Source organism: Treponema pedis, assembly GCF_017161325.1.
Taxonomy (GTDB): Bacteria; Spirochaetota; Spirochaetia; order Treponematales; family Treponemataceae; genus Treponema_B; species Treponema_B pedis.
In genome coordinates, this window is the sequence record NZ_CP045670.1 from 1,019,352 (window position 1) to 1,040,666 (window position 21,315).

General features: G+C 37.1%; 16 protein-coding genes and 2 pseudogenes. 12 read left to right on the forward strand and 6 right to left on the reverse strand.

The window, feature by feature from the left end:
- The first annotated feature begins 7 nt into the window (after positions 1-7).
- From DYQ05_RS04450 to DYQ05_RS04460, 3 genes are all read left to right on the forward strand, one after another.
- The gene (locus tag DYQ05_RS04450) at positions 8-1,489 is read left to right on the forward strand and encodes a hypothetical protein (RefSeq protein ID WP_206183918.1); all 1,482 of its coding nucleotides are present in this window, start codon (positions 8-10) and stop codon (positions 1,487-1,489) included.
- Between the two features lie 897 nt (positions 1,490-2,386).
- The gene (locus tag DYQ05_RS04455) at positions 2,387-3,292 is read left to right on the forward strand and encodes a hypothetical protein (protein WP_206183919.1); all 906 of its coding nucleotides are present in this window, start codon (positions 2,387-2,389) and stop codon (positions 3,290-3,292) included.
- A 190-nt stretch (positions 3,293-3,482) separates the two neighbouring features.
- The gene (locus tag DYQ05_RS04460; protein WP_024465965.1) at positions 3,483-3,926 is read left to right on the forward strand and encodes a single-stranded DNA-binding protein; all 444 of its coding nucleotides are present in this window, start codon (positions 3,483-3,485) and stop codon (positions 3,924-3,926) included.
- Positions 3,927-4,024: 98 nt separating this feature from the next.
- On the opposite strand, the gene larB is transcribed toward DYQ05_RS04460, so the two are convergent.
- The gene (gene larB, locus DYQ05_RS04465; protein ID WP_252723514.1) at positions 4,025-4,741 is read right to left on the reverse strand and encodes a nickel pincer cofactor biosynthesis protein LarB; all 717 of its coding nucleotides are present in this window, start codon (positions 4,739-4,741) and stop codon (positions 4,025-4,027) included.
- A gap of 9 nt (positions 4,742-4,750) precedes the next feature.
- On the reverse strand, positions 4,751-6,037 hold the full coding sequence (locus tag DYQ05_RS04470; RefSeq protein WP_024468568.1) for an ArsB/NhaD family transporter: 1,287 nt from the start codon (positions 6,035-6,037) through the stop codon (positions 4,751-4,753).
- Positions 6,038-6,159: 122 nt separating this feature from the next.
- Here DYQ05_RS04470 and DYQ05_RS04475 point away from each other — a divergent pair.
- From DYQ05_RS04475 to DYQ05_RS04515, 9 genes and pseudogenes are all read left to right on the forward strand, one after another.
- A pseudogene (locus DYQ05_RS04475) lies at positions 6,160-7,759 on the forward strand (ATP-binding protein).
- A gap of 63 nt (positions 7,760-7,822) precedes the next feature.
- Entirely contained in the window at positions 7,823-8,716 is an 894-nt protein-coding gene (locus tag DYQ05_RS04480; RefSeq protein ID WP_194076406.1) for a helix-turn-helix transcriptional regulator, read from the forward strand.
- Positions 8,717-9,552: 836 nt separating this feature from the next.
- Positions 9,553-11,091, forward strand: coding sequence for an ABC transporter substrate-binding protein (locus tag DYQ05_RS04485; protein ID WP_206183920.1), 1,539 nt, complete (start codon positions 9,553-9,555; stop codon positions 11,089-11,091).
- 10 nt (positions 11,092-11,101) lie between these two features.
- A complete protein-coding gene (locus tag DYQ05_RS04490) occupies positions 11,102-12,046 on the forward strand; it encodes an ABC transporter permease (protein WP_206183921.1) in 945 nt (314 codons plus the stop codon).
- Between the two features lie 32 nt (positions 12,047-12,078).
- Positions 12,079-12,909, forward strand: coding sequence for an ABC transporter permease (locus DYQ05_RS04495; protein ID WP_024469571.1), 831 nt, complete (start codon positions 12,079-12,081; stop codon positions 12,907-12,909).
- On the forward strand, positions 12,909-13,706 hold the full coding sequence (locus DYQ05_RS04500; RefSeq protein WP_024469570.1) for an ATP-binding cassette domain-containing protein: 798 nt from the start codon (positions 12,909-12,911) through the stop codon (positions 13,704-13,706). The genes DYQ05_RS04495 and DYQ05_RS04500 overlap by 1 nt, the downstream gene beginning before the upstream one ends.
- Positions 13,703-14,494, forward strand: coding sequence for an ABC transporter ATP-binding protein (locus tag DYQ05_RS04505; RefSeq protein ID WP_024469569.1), 792 nt, complete (start codon positions 13,703-13,705; stop codon positions 14,492-14,494). Before DYQ05_RS04500 ends, DYQ05_RS04505 begins: the two co-directional genes overlap by 4 nt.
- Positions 14,491-16,227 (forward strand): ABC transporter ATP-binding protein, encoded by a 1,737-nt coding sequence (locus DYQ05_RS04510; protein WP_024469568.1) that lies wholly within the window; start codon positions 14,491-14,493, stop codon positions 16,225-16,227. The genes DYQ05_RS04505 and DYQ05_RS04510 overlap by 4 nt, the downstream gene beginning before the upstream one ends.
- 163 nt (positions 16,228-16,390) lie before the next feature.
- A pseudogene (locus DYQ05_RS04515) lies at positions 16,391-18,066 on the forward strand (ABC transporter ATP-binding protein).
- An 8-nt stretch (positions 18,067-18,074) separates the two neighbouring features.
- On the opposite strand, the gene DYQ05_RS04520 reads toward DYQ05_RS04515, so the two are convergent.
- The 4 genes from DYQ05_RS04520 to DYQ05_RS04535 all read right to left on the reverse strand — a co-directional run bounded on the left by DYQ05_RS04520 (position 18,075) and on the right by DYQ05_RS04535 (position 21,303).
- Positions 18,075-18,425, reverse strand: a complete 351-nt coding sequence (locus DYQ05_RS04520; RefSeq protein WP_024466867.1) for a double zinc ribbon domain-containing protein — start codon at positions 18,423-18,425, stop codon at positions 18,075-18,077.
- Positions 18,426-18,463: 38 nt separating this feature from the next.
- A complete protein-coding gene (locus DYQ05_RS04525) occupies positions 18,464-18,712 on the reverse strand; it encodes an FmdB family zinc ribbon protein (protein WP_020964752.1) in 249 nt (82 codons plus the stop codon).
- Between the two features lie 27 nt (positions 18,713-18,739).
- Entirely contained in the window at positions 18,740-19,594 is an 855-nt protein-coding gene (locus DYQ05_RS04530; RefSeq protein WP_020964753.1) for a TP0453 family lipoprotein, read from the reverse strand.
- 83 nt (positions 19,595-19,677) lie between these two features.
- On the reverse strand, positions 19,678-21,303 hold the full coding sequence (locus tag DYQ05_RS04535) for an ATP-binding protein (RefSeq protein ID WP_024465791.1): 1,626 nt from the start codon (positions 21,301-21,303) through the stop codon (positions 19,678-19,680).
- Between the last annotated feature and the right edge of the window lie 12 nt (positions 21,304-21,315).

Sequence of the window (21,315 nt, forward strand, 5' to 3'; positions counted from 1 at the left end):
AATATGTATGAAAACTATTAAATTATTATTTTTATTAACAAGTTTAGCGGTAATTACCTCGGCAGGCTGTGCGAGTATGTATGTACGCGGTTCAAATCCGGTGCAGCGGGCTGTCTCTGCCGCCGAACTTATTATTGACGGAAACGTTTCGGATGATTATATAAAAGTATATAAAACCGAAACCGCAAAAGCCGAAGCGAGTATGACCGCTATGCTCGATAAAGCGGAACAAAACAATATATACTATGCCGATATTGCCGATAATATTTCCGATTGGATTTTACTTTATCAACGAATTCTTACCTTACAAAAAATGTACCCGGAAGGTTTAAAAGGAAAAAGCGAATTTACGGTATTTGAAGCGAAAGATTACAGCGGCTTAAAAGATAAGGCTTATACGAAGGCAACGGAAGCCTTGTACAATGAGGCTCTCCGTCTTGTAAAATCGTCCGCAAACGATTCTCAAAAAATAGAAAAGGTATTAACTTATTTAAAACGGGCAAAAAAATATTCTCATCATCTTGATAATGAAATAAATTCGCTGGGTGCGGAGGTAACTTATAATGCCGCCGAAGCCCTTTTTTATACGAATAAACCCGAAAGCCTGCTTAAATCTTACAAATATTATATGCTTGCCGATTCATGGATTTCCGATTATAAGGGAAGTTTAGGAAAGGCTCGAAATGCCGAACAAAAAGCGGCGCGTCTTTATATTGACGAAGGCAACTATAATATGAGCTTAAAAGACTACGCCGCCTTCCGTCGGGCAAAACTTTCTTATCAAAAGGCCGAAAACATAATACGGGGAATTGCCGCAAGAGAACTTGATGAAGTTAATAAGAAACTTACCGTAAGACTTGCAATCGTTATTAAAGAAAACGGCTATTACAATGAAGAAAGCAAAATAGCCTATGCCGTAAAATCCGAGCTTGCCTCGTCAAATTCGGGGCCTGAAATAATAGAAATAAATTTTATTAAACGGAACGGAAACTATATTTTGGATTTTATCGACATAAGGAATGCCGACTTGGTTTTTGCCCCCGCCGATAACTACGGAAAGGTTAAAGAAATATACGGCCCCGTTAATATTTCGCGTACTGCGGTTTCAAAAACCGTAAACGGAATTTTATACACGGGGGAAATAACGGAGCAAAGCCAAACCGTAACCGTTTATGCCCAAAACGATTTTATACTTTATGATGTAAGGTCGTGGAGAAAAACCGAACAGCGTTATTTTACCAATGAAACAAATAAGCTGACTAAAAACTTTACGCTGAGACAATACGCCGGAGCGCCCCAAGCGAAACCGGATAATTTTGACCCGGGATTTTTATATATTGCGGGACAATATAACAGATTTTTCCCGGAACTTATGCAAGCCGACAATTTTTCGCAGCTTCTTACAAATTACGGCTCTCTTACCCCCTTGGGAAAAGAGTTGTGTAATGCCGTTAAAAATTTACAATACTCGGACAAACCCGGCCGATAAGTCCGCAAACCGCCGCCTGTAAGACATAAAAGCGGCGGTTTTTATTTTAAAATCGTACAAAAATACCGATTTGAATCAAAATTCGGTGAAAAAAGTTACATTTTTTTGTAAAAATCTCCAAATTTTTTAAACTTTCACTTGAAATTAAATAAAAACAGTGATATAGTGCTTTATGTAATATGCGGGATACATATTACAAATCTTACATAATAAAAGTTGTAAGAAAGGAGATTTATATGAAACGTAAATTATTTTTGGCTGTACTTTTTGCTTTTACGGCAACTGTACTTTTTGCACAGGCGGAATTTGGAGGTAGTGTTACTTCTCTGGAAAGCGAAAAAACTGCGGAACTTTTTACAAATGAAATCGATGACGCGTTTAACGTTTCGCCCGGTTTCGGCGGCCTTGCCAACAAGCTTATTTATGCGGGTGTGGCGAACCCTCATCAATTGATGGGTTCGGGTACTAATAATTTATTTACTTTCGGTTATTATACTCCCGAAGGTAAACTTCCATTGTCCGTTTATTTCGATATAAGCGGCATGGCTTTAAGCACCATAGACCGAGGCTCCAAAACCGACAAAGTTTGGAATGATAACCAGCACTCAAGCCTTATTAGGGAAACTAAGACCTCCCACAACTGGATGCCTATTTTTAATAAATTAAATACAAATACTCAAATTTTATTGGGCTTGGGAAACGAAAAAGCCCTGGGTATAAAGATTGCCTTTAATTCTAATGCAAATAATATTTTAGCCCAAAATTTTGAAAAAATAGTTATAAAGGATTATCTTGACCCGAATAATAATTCCACGGAAATTAAAAAAAATATAAACCCTGCCATTTTAGGTACCCCCCCCCCCCCTCGCTTTAGATACAATTTCGGGAGCCGGAACGATGTCTACCGAATTCGGTTTGGGAATTCCCTTCGCCTTCGCTGCGGGAAATATGGAACATGTTGTAGAGCCCTATATAGGTTCCGAAATAATAAGAAGAAATGCTTCATACAGCAAAAAAACTTCAAGCGATGACATTAAATTTAAGGTAACGGACATGACCGCAACGACGGTTTTTGGAGCCAGATACGACGTTGAAATGCCCGCCAAACGGGAAGACGATAAATGGTCTTTCGGCGGAAGTTTTTTTGTTAATGTAAAAACGGCAACAAAGAGAGCAAGCTACGAAGACAAGGATAATGCCCTTAAGTATGCATACGATATGAAGCCGGGAGCGGGCTTTACGCTTACCGGTAAGGCTGCCCGCCTCTTTAATTTTAATTCGCCCGAAAAAACGGTGCTGTTTAAAATTAAGCCCACCGCCGAACTCTCTTTTGAACTGGCAAGTTCCAACCGTGGAAATAAAACAACCGACTCATCGACCAAACCTTTATCTACGAGTACTACCACTACAGTAAAAGGGACGGAAACGTTAGAGAGAACCTACGGTTTGAATATTTCCGTTCCTACGGGCTTAAGAATTCTTCCCGCCAATTGGAAAGTGGGCTTTTTATTGGGAGCCACTCCTGAGGCCAAATTTGAGCTTAAGGCTTCAGGCAGCGTGGATAAACACGGTAAACACACTACCGTTTCTGGAACGGGCCTCTCATCGGCAGGATATGAGCTGACTCATACCGTAGGAGGAACCCGTATGCTTAGTATTTCATTCAGCGAGAAACACATGCTCGGTATAACAATTCCCTTCGAGTCGGGTGCTCACCTGGATATTTCCGTAAACGGCGAAAACCTTTGGAAGTTTGAAAGTTTAAAAATACAGGCCGTTATCCCTCTGGCTTCTAAAAAATAATTAATTATCCTTATCCTAACATTAAAAGGAATTCCCTTCGGGGAATTCCTTTTTTTTTATTTTTCTTTAAAAATTTTATACAAAAGACCTTTTTTTCCGCATAATAATAAGTGAAGGGGAGGGTATAGGTACCGTGCCGCCTCCTTTAATTAAAAGCCTTTTCGGGCAAAACTTTAAGGAGATGTTTAAAATGAAATCGCTTAACTCGCTTATTATTGAAGGTAATATGGTTCGTCAGCCGGTTTTAAAAACTACGCCCAACGGTACGCCGCTGTGTACGTTTTCCATTGCCGCAAACAGAAATTTTAAAAAAGATGATGCCTTTGTGCAGGAAACTTCGTATTTCGATGTTGAAACGTGGTCCAATCTTGCAAAACTTTGCAATCAAAACGGTTCAAAGGGTCGCGGTGTAAGAGTTGTAGGAAGAATTAAGCAAGACCGCTGGGTGGGTGCCGACGGTAAAAATTACAGCAAGGTAAAAGTCGTTGCGGAACACGTAGAATTTAAACCCGTTTTTAAAACTTCGGGCAATCAATTATGTAAAACTGCCGACGACCGATTATTCGAAGCCGCCGCCTGTCCGAGTGAATTAAAGGAGGAAATGCCTGTCGAAGAAGAAATAATAATCTTTTAAAAAGAGAGGGGCGGGCAAAGTTAATTTTTTTCTTTGCCCGGCCGTTTAACGGACGGGGAGGAAAGGCTTTTACGTGTTCATTTTATTGATTAAACCGGCTAAATAACCCGCGCCGAAACCTTAACTACACTTATACCCGAAGCGCAGGAATTAAGCATTGCCAAAAGGGCGGCAAGCCCGTTAAAACTTGAGCCGTAACCTACGCTTGTAGGCAATGCAATCACCGGTTTTGCGACAAGTCCGCCTATAACGCTTGCCAAAGCCCCTTCCATACCGGCTGCGGCAATTATTACATTTGCAGTTTGAATAAGCTCCAGCTTATCCAATAAACGGTGTAAGCCTGCGACTCCTATATCATAAAGACGCTCTACCTTATTACCGTAAAGTTCTGCGGTAATTGCAGCTTCTTCCGCCGCATAAATATCGGCCGTTCCCCCCGTACAAACCGCTATTACCGATTCGGTTTTCGGCAAGGGTTTCCGCTCGATTACAGCAAGACGCGGAACTTCGTAATACACCGCATCGGGAGCGGCTTCTTTAATTGCGGTAAAGGCCTCGGGGCTTACACGGGTTGCCAAAATATTTTCCTGTCCGTTTTGCAACATAGTTTCCGTAATTTTTTTAATATGCGGAATTGCTTTACGCTCGCAATAAATAACTTCCGGAGCACCGGTACGTATTCCGCGATGAAAATCGATTTTTGCAAAATTTAAATCCGCATAAGGCAAATTTTTAAGCTTTTCCAAGCCGCCTTCAACGGAAAGAGAGCCTTTTTGTATATCTTCAAGTATGCTCTTTAAATATCCGGTTTGCATAAAAAAAGTTTACACTCCGTAAGTAATCCAAATTAAAATATAGCCTATCGCTACCGCAACTAAGGTATACGGCACGCTTAACTTCATAAATTCCGAATTTTTAACTTGGTAACCTTCGCCGCGTAAAATTCCCAGCGATGTAATATTTGCGGAAGCTCCTATAGGCGTAATGTTTCCTCCGAGGGTTGCGCCTGACAGCAGTCCGAAAAATAAAATCGGAGAAGCAATTCCCAAATTTGTAGAAAGTATTTCGATAATGGGAATCATTGCCGCAACATACGGAATATTATCGACAAAGGCTGAAATTAAAACCGAGCCCCAAACAATAATCGTATAAATTAAAAACACATTATTGCCCAGCTTTAAAAATCCGTCCGCAATTGCTTTTATAACGCCCGCTTCCGTTACGGCGGCTATTACGATAAAAAGTCCGGCAAGTAAAAATAAGGTTTCAAAACTGAGCTCTTTTTTTACGGTTTTTAAAATTTCAAAATTTTTATTCTTTATAAGATTATAAATAATACCTGCGGCTAATAAACTTATGCAAATCAGCCCGTTTACGATTTCAGGTTTTTTATCTTCGGGTAAAAAAGAAGCGCCTATCATCAATATTACCATTACTATTAAAAGAATTGACGGAAAATAATCGGTAACTTTTACCGGTTCAACCTTATCGGGTTTTTGATTTGCTTTACGAAAAATAAAATAAATAATTGCGGTAGCGGCAACGGCGGAAATTTCAACTGCAAAAAAAAGCGAGGGTTTACCTAAATACCAAAAAAAATCGAAAAAGGTCATATTTAATTGGCTGCCTAAAAGAATTGAAGTGGTATCTCCCACAAGCGTTGCGGCACCTTGTAAATTTGCTGAAATCGAAATTGCTATAATCGGTTTTACGGGAGGAATATTCAGTTTTTTTGAAAGAACAACCGCAATGGGAGCAAGCATTAAAACGGTTGCAACGTTATCCATAAACGCTGAAATAAACCCTGCAAATAATGAAAGACAAACTATTATCCATTTTACATCGGGAACATTGTTAATAATTTTGTCGGCAATCCGCTGCGGCATTTTAGATTCCGTAAACAGGGCGACAAGTCCCATTGTTCCCGCAATCATTAAAATAACGTTCCAGTCTATTGCAAAAAAAACTTCATTATACGGCAAAATACCGAGTATAACGAAAAGCAATGCCGAAGAACAGGCAATAATCGGCCTGTAATTTGTCAATGTAATCATTAAAATATAAGTAATACAAAATAAGACGGACGGTATGATAATAGGGTTTGAAATCATTCTCTTTTCTCCTGGGTTTATCTAGTTATTACCGTAAATTGAAGAATTTGTCAATCGGGGGCAGATAAAAGAAATATTGAATGTTGACATCATACCTTCCTTATGTTAAACTGTTATTTATGATGGATTTCAGCCGGAAACTGCCTATCGGTGTGCAGAGTTTTAAAGTAATGCGCGATGACAGCTATCTTTATGTGGATAAAACAGAATTTATTTTCCGCCTTGCCGATTCCGGACGCGTTATTTTTTAAGCCGACCGCGCCGCTTCGGGAAAAGCCTTTTTCTTTCAACGCTTGCGGCATATTTTTTAGGGCAAAAAGAATTGTTTAAAGGGCTTGCAATCGAACGGTACGAAAACACAAAAAAAGAGCCGTGGCGGGAATATCCCGTTTTTTATCTTGATTTTAATGTAGGAAAATACAGCGAACAAACCGCTCTTGATGAGAGGCTTAATTTATTCTTAAAGGATATCGAAAAAGAATACGGAATAGAAAATGCGGAGCAAACTTCCTTTGCTTCAAGATTTGAAGCCGCATTAAAAGCCGCTTATAAAAAAACGGGTAAGCAGGTGGTTTTCCTCGTTGACGAATATGATAAACCTCTTCTTCAAACAATGGGAAAAAACGAACGCTTAAACGAAGAGTACCGCAACACGCTTAAAGCCTTTTATTCCGTTTTAAAAAGCTCAGACCAATTTATCCGATTCGCATTTTTAACGGGCGTTACCAAATTCAGTAAGGTAAGCATTTTCAGCGATTTAAACAATCTTCACGATATAAGTATGCTTCCCGATTATTCAAGTATTTGCGGCATAACCCAAACCGAACTTGAAAAAAACTTTGAACCTGAAATTAAAAATTTAGGTGAAGAAAACAATTTAACTTATGAACAAACTCTTGCAAAATTAAAAAAGACTTATGACGGCTATTTATTTTGTCAAAAAACGATTTCAGTTTATAATCCGTTCAGCATTTTAAGCGTTTTAAGCGGGAAACTTTTTAAACATTATTGGTTTAAAACCGGGACACCAACTTTTTTAGTCGATTATTTGAAAGAGGGGCACTATTATATTCCCGACTTGGACGGAGGAATCGAACTGAACGAAGCAAGCCTTGAAACCTATCGTGCCGAGGCTAAAGAGCCCTTGCCCATTTTATTTCAGGCGGGCTACTTAACAATAAAAGAATATATCGATGAAGCGGGCTTATACCGGTTGGGCTTTCCGAATGATGAAGTGCGCTACGGTTTTTTGGAAAACTTAATTCCCGCATATACGGCTCTAAGACCGAGCGATACGGGAGTTTCGATTTGGGAGTTTACAAAAGATATAAGAGCGGGAAATGTGGACGGTTTTATGGAGAGAATAAAGGCCGTTATTTCCGGTATTCCTTATGACAGTTTCAGTAAAAAAAATGCGTCATTAAGAGAGCAAAATTATCAAGCAGCCGTTTACCTCATATTCGCTTTAATGGGGCAGTTTGTAGAAACCGAAGTACATTGCGCCTTGGGAAGAGCCGATTGTGTAGTGCAAACGGAAAATGCGGTTTATATTTTCGAATTTAAGCTGGGAACAAAGGGAAGTGCCGATGAAGCGATAGAGCAGATAAAAAAGCAAAATTATGAAGGGAAATACAAGGCTTCCGGAAAACCTTTGTGCTTATAGGCGCGGGCTTTGACGTAAGAAAGAGAACTGTAAAAGATTGGAAAACGGTTAGGGTGTAAGTTAAAAAAAAAGCCTGAGCAATATATGTATATTCCTTCTTACTTTATTAAAAAGGTATAGCTATGGGTAAAGATAAAACCGTTTCAATAAAAATTTATACGGGAATACAAATAGAATTGTATGATGTAGACACCGATGAAGTACATCTTCTTAAAGGAAAACCCAGAAATGTGTTTCGAATAGATTATTGCAAACACGGGCTTTTGGAAGGAGAATTTGAAAATACTACATTTTCGTATTTAGGTGAAAAAGAAACGGCTATAAATTATGAAAGACTTGCACTTTTAAAAGCGTTTTTCCCTTTAAAAATTTATAAAGGAATAAGCATTTTATTTTTTTTAGATGAAATAGACTCTCAATTTAAAGACATTGCAAATTCTTTTTCCATCGATATTGAAAAAATTTGTAATAAACTTAATTTAAAAGACGGTTGGTATAAAATAAAATCAAATTCCGAAATTACGGCCATTATGGAAAAAATGTACGATGAAAATAATTTTGCACGTATTGATTATTTAAAAATTAAAATTTTGGAAATATTACATTTACTCGGTGTAATAACTTCAGCCGAATATTGCAAAAAAGCCTTATATTCCGGTTATCATATAAACAAAGTAAAAAAAATTCACGAGTATGCCGTAAACAATCTTGATTCAAATATTTCATTTCAGAATTTGGTAAAAGATGAAGATATGAGTTATACGATTTTTCAAAAACTGTTTAAGCAGATGTACGGTGAAGCTCCCTATTCATATTTAAAAAAATATAAACTTAAAACCGCCGCCTTTTATATTTCTTCTACAAACCGAAAAATTACGGACATTGCATTGAGCTGCGGTTATACAAATGCAAGTAAATTTGCGGAAGCATTTAAAACCCTCTACGGAACGCCGCCTTTACAATACAGGAATAATATTAAAAATCGCATGGATGAAAGTCAACTTGCAGGATTATAGAACTGTATAACAGTTCGTATAATTGCATATTTTCCTAAAAAAATACCAATTCGGATTATATTTAACTAAAATGGAGTAGAAATATACATACATTTTTATTATAGTAAACTCAAGGCAACATTGTGTTTTAATAGGAGGTTTATTTTAATCGGTGCTGTTACACCGATTAAAAACACTGCCCGAGTTTGCCTGAAAAACAGTTTTGCAAACTCGCATTATTATATGTGCTTTTTCACTTACGTTGCAAAAGCACAAAAATTCTGCAATCCTCGACTTTTGATAAAGTCTGCGGTTGCAGAATTTATAGGAGGTTTATTTTAATCGGTGCTGTTACACCGATTAAAAACACTGCCCGAGTTTGCCTGAAAAATTGTTTTGCAAACTCGCATTATTATATGTGCTTTTTCACTTACGTTGCAAAAGCACAAAAATTCTGCAATCCTCGACTTTTGATAAAGTCTGCGGTTGCGGAATTTATAGGAGGTTTATTTTAATCGGTGCTGTTACACCGATTAAAAACACTGCCCGAGTTTGCCTGAAAAACAGTTTTGCAAACTCGCATTATTATATGTGCTTTTTCACTTACGTTGCAAAAGCACAAAAATTCTGCAATCCTCGACTTTTGATAAAGTCTGCGGTTGCAGAATTTATAGGAGGTTTATTTTAATCGGTGCTGTTACACCGATTAAAAACACTGCCCGAGTTTGCCTGAAAAATTGTTTTGCAAACTCGCATTATTATATGTGCTTTTTCACTTACGTTGCAAAAGCACAAAAATTCTGCAATCCTCGACTTTTGATAAAGTCTGCGGTTGCGGAATTTCTATGGAGGTTTTTATGAAACGGATAATTTTATTTTTATTTTCTATAGCGGTATTGATGTTGTGTTCCTGCACTTCCGAAGAAAAGGCGGAAGATGAAAATACCGTACTTAAAATAGGAGCCGTTAGAGATTTTAAACAGTCCAAAGAAGGTTCAACCTTGGTATTCGATACGCTTTTAAAAGTTACGCCCGATTACAGACCGCTTCCGAATATTATCACGGAATGGGAGCGCAATGACACGGCAACGGAATATACTATTACTATGCGTACCGATGTACGGTTCTCTGACGGAACACCTCTTACGGCACAAACCGTAAAATGGGATATTGAATATGTTGCTCCGATTATGTGGTGCGGGTTTTCATATTTACTTAAAGAAGTATCGGTTGTAGATACTGAGCATTTAAAAATTACACTTACGGCACCGTATTATTTTTTGCCGCACGACCTTGCTCTTGTAACCGCAATAAAAGAAAACGGAATCGATTCCGCAATGAATATAACGGATTTTACCGGAACCGGTGCATATATTTTAAAAGAATATAATGAAGGTCAATCGGCTTATCTTGTAAAAAATCAATCATACTGGAATAAGAGTATCGCATATACAATTGAAAATGTAGAATGGATTGTTATTTCCGATGACACTACAAGGGATTTGGCTTTATCATCGGGACAAATTGATGTACTTGGAATAAGCGAGCATTATCTGTCAATACAATATCCGTCTGTTGACGATTTAATAAAAGTAAAAAAAATGAGTTTTATTGCGGAACCTGCCGAAGTTTTTACTTCATTGATGAGTATCGGTTTTAACTGGAAAGAGGGGTTTTGCAGCGATAGAGAATTACGCAGAGCGTTGGAATACGGTATAAACCGCAGGGTTTTGGTCGATACGCTGTTTTTCGGCATACCCCAAGTTTGCGGTCATCAATTTAATCCCGCTTTTATAGACGGTCCGCAAAACGAAAAACCGTATTATTATGATTTTGAATTGTCAAAAAAAATATTAAAGGAAGCGGGTTACAGCGATACCGATAATGACGGCTTTATAGAAAAAGACGGAAAAAAAGTTATTCTTAAATTTTTAATTTCTTCCAAAGAAGATTATCAAAGAGATTTGGCCGTTTTTGTAAAATCCGAATTAAAAAAACTCGGAATAGATTGCGAAATTATTTCCGTCGCAGGGGAGTTAATGAAAGAACATTTTAAGACGGGAAATTACAGTTTAGCGATTCAGCACCCTTGGTATGAACCGATTATCGGTGCCGTAACATATTTCGGGTTTGACGATAAGTATACCGAGTACGGTTTAAGCTATGCCGTCAACAAAGAATCGAAAGACGCGGCGCTGGCTTTGATTGAGTCAAAAACCGAAGAAGATATTAAAATGCACGCAGGGGCTTTGTGGAAAGAACAATACGAGCAATGTGTAACAATTCCGCTGTGTACGAGTTCACGCGTTGCAATTTTTAATCCCCGTTTTGAAGGCTTTCAGTTTAACGGTAATGTGTATCTTATAGATTTAAGTAATGTAAGATTAAGAAAATAAGCGGGAAAAAATGAATTCGTCCGTGGTATTGTTTAGAAAATTTTTAATGATTATACCTTCCGTACTTATATTATCGTTTTTAAGTTTTTCGGTTGTGTATTTTGCTCCCGGCAATGCGGGAAAACTTTTGTTGGGAGCAAAAAATCAAAGAGGTTTTATAAGCGATTCAAATAGTATTCAATATGAAAAACGGCTGGGCATTGACAAGCCTTTCGGCGAGTTGTATATGTCCTGGGTTACTTCACTTGCAAAAGGGAACTTTGGCTATTCGTATATGACGCGTGAATCGGTGTTTTCGATTTTTATAAAACGTTTTTCGATAACTTTTAAACTTGCAATACTTACTATGCTCATATATATTTTGCTGGGTGTTCCTATAGGAATGACTGCCGCGGTAAAGGAGCATACGATTTGCCGGTTGTTATTAAAATACTGGCGCATAATTTGTATGTCGGTTCCGCCGTTTTGGGTAGGTATTATTTTACTGTGGAGTATCGCTCATTATGTGCCTGCAATTCCCTCAATAGGATATCACGGTATAAAAAGTCTTCTTATTCCCGCCCTGCTTATGGGAAGTATGTCGTTTTCAAATTTAACATGTATCATTCAAAATAAAACGGAATCGCTTTTAAGTAAACAGTTTATATTTTCGGCGCAAGCTCTCGGAATACCGAAAAAAATAATTTTTACAAAACATATTTTAAAAAATATTGCAGCCCCTGCGATTGCGGTTTCCTGCATCGATTTCGGAAGCTTTATAGGAGGGGCTATTTTAATTGAAAATATATTTTCAATCCCGGGTCTCGGGCTTATGCTTACAAATGCGATAAACGTAAAAGATTATCCGGTAATTGCAGGAACTCTTTTTTTATTAGGTCTTTTTGTAAACATTTTTAATTTTATTGCGGATATTCTTTATTGCCTAATTGATAAAAGAGGTTTTGCAATGCGGTAATAAGCGTTGATGTACTTATATAAGGGGAAAAAATGAAAAACAAAGATAAGTATAAAATCAAAGTCCTCATTTATGCAATATTAAGCGCATTCATTATTTTATGTGTTATTTTATCGGACATTATCGTTCCGCTTGAAATAAACGCCTCGCTTGAAAACCGTTTTTTACCTCCCGGGTCTACGCATTTTTTCGGTACCGATGATTTCGGAAGAGATGTATTTTTAAGAACACTGCAAGGTTTTAAATATACTTTTTTTATTGCTTTAACGGCGCAAATATGCAGTTTTTTACTGGGCGGGTTTATCGGTCTTATTACGGGTTATTACGGCGGTATAGCCGATGAAGCGGTATATTATCTTTGTAATTTGATACTGTCTTTTCCGATGATTGCCGCGGCAATTTTTTTCTCTTCGGTTTTCGGTTCTTCGGCATTTATTTTAATTGCCATATCCGTTATTTTCGGAATGACGTTTAACATAAAAGTGGTAAGAAGCGAAATAATGATTTTAAAGCACAGCGATTATATTAAGGGGTTAAAAATTCTGGGTGCATCAAATATGTTTATTATTACAAGGCATTTAGTTAAACCGGCATATATGCTCATCTTACCTACATTCCCGTTAGTTTTGGGTCATATTATAATAGGTATTTCCGCTTATTCTTTTTTAGGATTCGGTGTGCGGCCGCCCAATCCTGAAATAGGATTAATGTTGAAAGAATCGTTGAGGTTTATACATTATGCTCCGTGGCTTATGATATTCCCCGGTCTTTTTCAATTCAGTGTTATTCTTATTTTTTCAAATTTATCCGAAGCCTGTATCGATTTTTTACAATATACAAAAAATCTAAGGAGGAAAATATAATGAGCGGCATATTGGAAATACATAATTTAAATATAGATTTTTTAATCGGAAATACAAGAAAAAAAATTATTAAAAATATCTCATTACATATTGGAAATGAAATTTTTGCAATTATGGGAGAAACCGGTTGCGGTAAATCGGTGCTTGCGGGAAGTGTTTTAGGATTGTTACCGTCAAATGCAATTATCGAAGGCAGTATTTTATATAACGGCAAAGTAATTTCAAAATTAAGCGAAAAAGAATATAACGTTCTTCGCGGAAAAGAAATAGGCCTTGTGCCGCAAAGCTCCTTAAATGCCTTAAATCCGCTATTAAAAATAAAAAAGCAAATTGCAATTCCCATAAAGGCGCATAAACTGCTTAAAACAAGGGCCGGCATACATTCATATTCCGAAAATTTACTTCAAAGTCTTTCACTTAAAAAAGACGTATTAAATATGTATCCGTTTCAATTAAGCGGCGGTATGCAGCACCGTGTTACGGCTGCCTTAGGGCTTTCATGTAAACCTTCTCTGCTTATTTTCGATGAGCCTACACGCGGAATGGATATGGTGCTTAGGAATTCTTACGCATCTTTAATTTATTCGATTTATAAAAAACAAAATATCGCCATTCTTCTTATAACTCATGATTTGGAACTTGCACAAAAACTTTCGCACCGCTGTGCGCTTATGTATAACGGAGAAATTATAGAGCAGGGCAAAACGGAAGAGTTGTTTAAAAACAAACGTTCAAAGTATTTTCAATCCTTATTGGAGGCAATGCCGAAAAATATGACAAGGAGAAATCAAAGATGATTAAATGTGTTGCACTTTCAAAGCATTTCCGCAAAAACGGAATATGCAAAGCCTTTACTCCCGTCTTAAAAAACATAAGTTTTGAAGTAAAACCTTTTTCCGTTTTAGGAATTACGGGGGAAAGCGGGTGCGGGAAAACTACGCTTGCTCATTGTTTGATAAATTTAATAAAGCCGGACAGCGGGGATATTTTTATAAGAGGAAAACTTATTACCGAGTATAAAAATAAAAAGGAATTTTATCGGCATATTCAAATGGTACAGCAAAATCCCGAATCCGCTTTGGATTCCGACTTTACAATACGCCGCAGTTTGGACGAGGTTTATTCCCTGCATAAAGAGCTTTATAAATCTAAAGAAAATTTTGAAACGGAAGTTAAAAAGTTTTGTGTAAATACGGGAATCGATTATAATGAATTGGATAAACTCCCCTATGCTTTTTCAGGCGGACAGCTTCAGCGTATTTGTATTATCCGTGCACTTTTAATCCGTCCTGAAATTTTAATTCTTGATGAACCGACTTCAATGTTGGATGTTTCAGTACAAGAACAAATAATTTCTCTTTTATTAACTTTGAAAGAAAAATATAAACTTACCCTTATTTTTATTTCACACGATTTGGATTTAATCGAATATTTTTGCGATGAGGTTATAATAATGCAAAACGGTGAAATTGTAGAAAAGGGATTATGCAGCGAGGTGTTTACAAATCCTCAAGAAATTTACAGCCTAAATTTATTAAACAATAGGAATTTAATTTTAGATATCGGAGAGGAGGTTTTATTATGATGCTTCATAGAAGAGTTGTAGAATTAACCGCAGGAGTCAGATTTAATATTTTATTTAAAGCAATGCTCGGTATTGCCGTTTCTGCGACATATATTTTTCAAGCGGTTTTATTGGGAAGAATAATCGGGCAGCTTTACGGCAGAGAAGGTTTTTCTTTGATAATGCACAATGTAATATATTTAATTGCGGTTATTGCTATGCGTCTTGTTTTAATATATTTAAACTCCGTGTACGGAAAAAAGATTATCGGAAAAGTAAAAAATACTTTAAGACGGCGTATCTACGATAAACTTTTAAAACTCGGACCTATTTTTTTAGATGATGAAAGAACGGGTAAACTGGGTTCTACAATGGTAAGCGGTGTAGATTATTTGGAAGGATATTTGACGCTTTATATTCCTCAAGTGCTTGTGTGCATTATAGGTTGTTCCGCAATGCTTGTCTATGTTTTTTCACTGCATTATATCTTGGGTTTTATTTCTACAGTATCGCTTATTATAGTTTTAATTTCGCCTATTGCATTCGGTAAAGTTTTATCCGAATCTTCAAATGCTCATTGGACGGCATACAGAAATTTAACTTCCGAAATTTTAGACGGGATACAGGGCATTGTAACTGCAAAGGCGAATAATGCACAAGAGCGTATCGGAAATATATTAAAAAATAAAATGCATACGCTTTTTGCCGAAACTATGCGCAATTTAAAAGTGAATTTAACCGAAGTCGGAATTGCCAATTTTGCTTCCGGGATAGGGGTAAGTTTTACGCTTGCCGTTGCGGCATTTTTGACGGCAAAAAATATTATGCAGCCGGAATCGCTTCTTATCCTTCTTTTTATGACAAATGAAATTTTCAGGCCTGCAAATGAGTTAAGCGCATATTTTCATCAGGGCTTTATGGGTATAACTTCCGCAGGAGGAGTTTTTGCTCTCCTTGATGAAAAAGAAAAAATTAAAGATGAAGGAAAACTGCTTATCGACGTAAAAGCCGCAAACGGTTTTGAAATTACATATACAAATATTGACTTTATGTATAGCGAAAAAAAGAATACGGTTTTTAAAAATTTAAATTTTACGGTAAATAAAAATGAAAAACTTGCCGTGGTGGGAGAATCGGGCAGCGGCAAAAGTACAATTATAAATTTACTGCTTAGATTTTATGAGCCTCAGTCGGGAGGAATTTATATTAACGGAATAAACTTAAAAGATTTAAGTTTAAAGAATTTGAGAAGTTTAATTACCGTAGTTTCACAGGAAACATATTTGTTTAACGGTACCGTAAAAGAAAACTTATTGCATGCAGATGAAAATGCAAGTGAGAGTATGCTGATTGAAGCATGTAAAATTGCAAACATAGATTCTTTTATTCAAAGTTTACCTGAAAAATATAATACAAAGGTAGGAGAGCGGGGGCTTAACTTTTCAGGAGGGCAAAGACAGCGTATTGCAATTGCAAGAGCCGTACTTAAAAATTCTCCTATAGTAGTACTTGATGAAGCGACTTCCGGAGTTGACACCGAAAATGAAAATGAAATTAAACAAAGTCTTTCCGTTTTGTTAAAGGGGCGGACAAGTATTACAATTGCACATCGCTTAAACACTATAGAAGACAGTGATAGAATTTTAGTTTTACATAACGGAGAAATTGCGGAAGAAGGCACGCATAAAACGCTCATTGCGAAAAACGGATATTACAAAAAGCTTATTGAAGCACAAGAAAAAAAGAGCGGATAAACGGACAGGAAAGGCAGACGGCACTTTTCCGTTTATCTTTTAGACTTTGTGTTTAACGGCAATGTATGCCGGTTTATAAACGGGGAGCATAAAAATTATTAAGAATTTGAAAATAAGTTTTACTTATATTCATTTCTTGTAAAGAATTTATAGGAGAAAGAAAATGTTTAAAGAAAAATATCTGCCGCTTATTAAGATGACTAAATATATAAGCGAATATAAAAAAGAGTTTATTATTTCCGTTATTTACGGAATATTGAATAGCGTTTTTTCATTACTTACGGTTTTAACGGGTGCATATATTACTTCCGCCGTTTTATTTAAAATAGATTCGACAAATGTACTTTATCTTTTTATTCCGCTTTTCGGTTTTATTTCGGGTAAGGGATTGTTTGCATTTTTAGAAATGTACGAATGCCATTTGGTCGCGTATGCCGTAATTGAAAGAATAAGAAACCTTTTATATGATGCGGTTTCGGCAACGGCTCCTCAGTCTACTTTAAAAAACAGAAGCGGCAATATTACTTCCGCCTTAGTGGAAGATGTTGAGGCTATGGAAGTTTTTTATGCGCACACTGCGGGAGCTTATATTATAGCCTTTGTATGCACGATGCTGTATTTAATTACCTTGAGCTTTCTTTCAATAAAGATTGCAATTGTAATTTTTGCAGCTTGTATTCTTGTAGCGGCCGTTCCGTATATTTTTTAATCCGATTACAAAAAAAAATAGGAGATGAAATACGCGAGGGGATTGCACTTGTAAATGCGGAAGCCATTGATACCGTACAAGGCTTGCGTGAAATTTTAATTTTCGGAAAAGAAGAAAAATATATTAAAAAAGTTGCGGCGGATACTTTGCGTTTAAACAAAAAAGAAATGAAGGACGGACGCTTTAAGGGTTTATACGGTTTAATCATTAATCTAATTACTTCCGCGGTTTTAATTGCAACCATTTTATTATCTCATTATGAGGTAATAGCGGGAGTTTTAAAGCCTGAAATGGTGCCCGTTATTATCGTGTTCTCCCTTTTTGCTTTTATTCCCATAATGGGAGTTTCGGTAACGGCAGGAGCGATGAATATATCAAACGGAGCGGCAAAAAGAATTTTAAATATATTGGAAGAGGAGCCTTCGATTAAAGATTGTGCTCCATATATTCCTCTAAGTGAAATGAATATTTTAGGCAGTGTAGAATTTAAAGATGTAAAATTTTCTTATGAAAAAGGAATTGAGGTTTTGCACGGAATTACCTTTACCGTCAAAGCGGGGGAGAGTATTGCCATTGCAGGTGAATCGGGAGCGGGTAAGTCTACCATTGCAAATTTACTTATGAGGTTTTATGACCCGGACAGCGGAGCAATTTATATTGACGGAAAGAATATAAAAGAAATGCACCAAAATTCCGTGCGGGATATCATTGCATATGTTCCGCAGGATGTATATCTTTTTAATAAGACAATTAAAGAAAATATCGCTCTTGCCTGTCCCGGTGTAAGCGATGAAGAAATAAGAGCTGCGGCTAAGATTGCTATGGCTGACGGGTTTATTCAAAAGCTGCCTAACGGGTATGATACCAATGCAGGAGAACGCGGCGTTCAGCTTTCAGGCGGGGAAAAGCAGCGCATTGTAATTGCCCGTGCGGTTTTAAAAAAATCTCCTATCCTTCTTATGGACGAAGCCGTTTCCAATTTAGACAGTGAAAGCGAAGCGTTATTCCGCCAAGCCTTAAACAATATACGGAAGGATAAAACCATAATAACCATTGCTCACCGACCTTCTACAATAAAAGAAGCCGATAGGGTTATTAGAGTTGAAAACGGAAAGATTGCGGAAGGATAGCTGAATCTTTATAATTTAAAAAAACAAACCGCCAATACCAGGGCCAGCCCCATTACAAGGCTGTAGACCCACCACGGCAGCGGGTCGTCGTAACGGTTTGACTTATAAACCGTTACAGGCTCTCTCCGCTTTTTTTTCCCGCTTTTTTTAGTTTTGTCCGAATCGGAAGTAAAAGCATAGCCGCATTCGGGGCAGCCGTTTATAAATTCTTCAGTTGACCCCAAATAATTACATTCCGGACAGCGTACCGAAGCGAAAAATCTGCCGCAATGAGGACATACTCTTGTATTCCGTTTAACTTCTTTACCGCAGTTTTCACAAAAAAACTTCGGCATTGTGTTTTTTACATTTTTTTTCATAAATTTAAGTGCTAACACCCGGAGCACGATGATGAGGTTCAGCCTGAGCAGCCTCCGCCGGATGAAGATTTTGCAGGAGAATTTGAATTTGCCGCTGCCGGCGGCGAGGCATGACTGTCGTTTATATAAAAACCCGAACCTCTAAAATTAATTCCCAAGCCTCCCGAGAGGACTTTATGCACCGAGCCTTTACATTTAGGACAAACGGAAATCGGCTCATCGCTCATTCTCTGAAACATTTCAAAATTATGTCCGCAGCTGTCGCAAACATATTCGTAAGTAGGCATTTTTATTCTCCCTATTCTATTTTATTTTTAATTAGGATATATCGATTTTATAATAGCGGTAATTTTTTCCTCCGAAATATTTCCGCCCTCTACAATAAGCATATTTTCTTCTACTTTTACTTCCGCTTTTAAAGCTCTTTGTAAAATCATTTTTGCAACCTTTGTAGTCTGAGGAGTGCCGCTTTCTATGTATAAGTCATAACGATATTCATTTTGCTGCATACCGTCCGACGCTTTTTTTAAATACATTTCGATTTTTCCGAGAGGGAGCCCTAAACTGACACCCAAAATACCGGATAAAAATAAATCGGGGTTTTTTACGAAAATTCCTATATCTTGTAAATTTGAGTTTATAAGAAAATTGAATTTTTCAGGGAATTCGGGGTCTACCGGTTTTTTCATACGGCTCAACAGCTCTTGCATATCTTTTCTGTTTTGCGGCCCAAGACCCATACACGCAATAAGCGGTGAAGGTATGGAAACATCAAGATACGGAGATTCGTAATATTTATATCCTTCTTTTGTTTTTTTAGGATTCCAACCGTCTTTCTTTTTAAAAAAAGAATCCGTCATACCGTAAGGATATTTGCCCCTTGCACAAACCCGTACTTCAACTCCCGCCGCACTTATAGTTATGCCTGAGTAAATTGCGGTTGTTCTGCTCAAGGCTTGCTTCATACTTTGCCCTGTTGCGGCCGGTAAAACCTGTTCTACAATTTTCCTGTTTTTTTCCACAGGCATATAAACATATATGTCCGCATCGTCTCCGATAATTCCGAAAGGTTCTTCAATTCCTTTTAGAATCGGGGCGGTTTTACATGATTCAAAAATAAACGCTAAAATAAGCGGTAAAATTATAAATAATTTTTTTATTTTTTTCAACTTAAAACTCCATTATAAATTTTTATTATGTGTTAAATTATCGGCATTTTTTAAAAAAGACTGAAAGAGAAACATATTTTATTTTAAAAAGAAGTAAACCGAATTTCTTCAGCTTTCCAGATATCGGAAGTTTTTTCCGTTATATCGTCGCCGAAAACGGCTCCGATAAGAATAAGACGCTTGCCGCTCATCTTATATTTTTCGGCATACCCCTTTTCTTTTATCTGTAAAATAGCTTCATCGGGACTTCCCGTTCCGTCGGTTTTAAACTCGAAAACATAAACCGTATCGGCAGTGCGTAAAACCAAATCCGCACGCCCCTTATGACTGTGTACTTCCGTTTCAGCATAATACCCCATAAGCGTAAAAATTATATAAAACGCTATTTGATAATCTCTTTCCCTCACCGCTCCGTTTTTCTTTGTCGCAGTACTGTACGGAATACCTTCGCAGGCCGCATACATTCTTTTCATAAAAGAGTTTATATCTTTTGTTTCAAGGTCGGTTATAAAATTTTTTATATAAAACCCCGTTTCATCTTTCGTTATTCCCGTGAATGCGGGAGCAAGATTATTAAAAAAAAACTGTCTTACTTCTTTATTCGGAAAGCCCAATTTATAAACACCGAAGCGCTCATCATAACTTTTTATCGTTAAATACCCAGCCTGAAAAAATACGGGTATGGGATTTTCGGCATCGGGGCGGTAATCGAATAAGCTTTCCTTACTCATTTCCGCCTCTTCGGTTATATCGCGTAAATCGTAATCGCCTCCTTTTAATAAATCTATTAAAAAGGTGGGAGTGCCCGTGGCAAACCAATAATAGCCGAACTCACGGGAAGCAAAGGCATTTATAAGGCTTAAGGGATTATAAACGGGCTTTCCGTTTTGATGAAACAAATAGCCGTCATAGGTTTCTTTTAAACGCTCAAGAGCCGCTTTTTCGGTAAGAGAGCAGTTTTCCGCAAGAGCTTTTATTTCGGGCATAAAATTTGCTTCAAGTTCTTCTTGAGTAATGCCGCAAATTTCCGCATAGGATTTTTCAAGCGAAATGTCCAGTAAATTGTTTAAATCGCTGAAAATACTTATTTTACTGAATTTGGTAACTCCGGTTAAAAAGGCAAAACGTATATAGGCGTCGCAGCTTTTTAAAACTCCGTAAAAACCTTTTAATATTTTACGGTAAGTTTCATAAAGCTCATCGTTTTCATTCATTGTTTCAAGAAGGGGCTTATCGTATTCGTCCGCTAAAATTACAACCTGTTTACCGGTTTTTTCATAAATTTGTTTTAACAGCTGTTCAAACCTTATCGGAATATCCGATATTGTAGAGGGCCCGTATAACTTTTCATACTGTTGAAAAAAACTTTCAAATCTGTTAACTAAGGCCGTTTTGTCAGTGTAAATACCCGCATTAAAATCCAAATATAAAACAGGATATTCCTGCCATATCTCGCGGGTATTTTTTTCGGCATCTTCAAGGGTTTCGAGTTTTAAGCCCTTAAACAATTCTTTTTGACCGCGGAAATATGCCGCAAGGGTAGAAAGAAAAAGACTTTTTCCGAAGCGGCGCGGACGGCTTAAAAAGTAAACCTTATAACCGTTAACCAAGCTCCATACCCACTCGGTTTTATCGACATAGAAAAAATCTTTTTTACGTAAGTCTTCAAAACTTTGTACCCCGATGGGCATTTTCCTTATGTTTTTCATAGCAAATAAGTA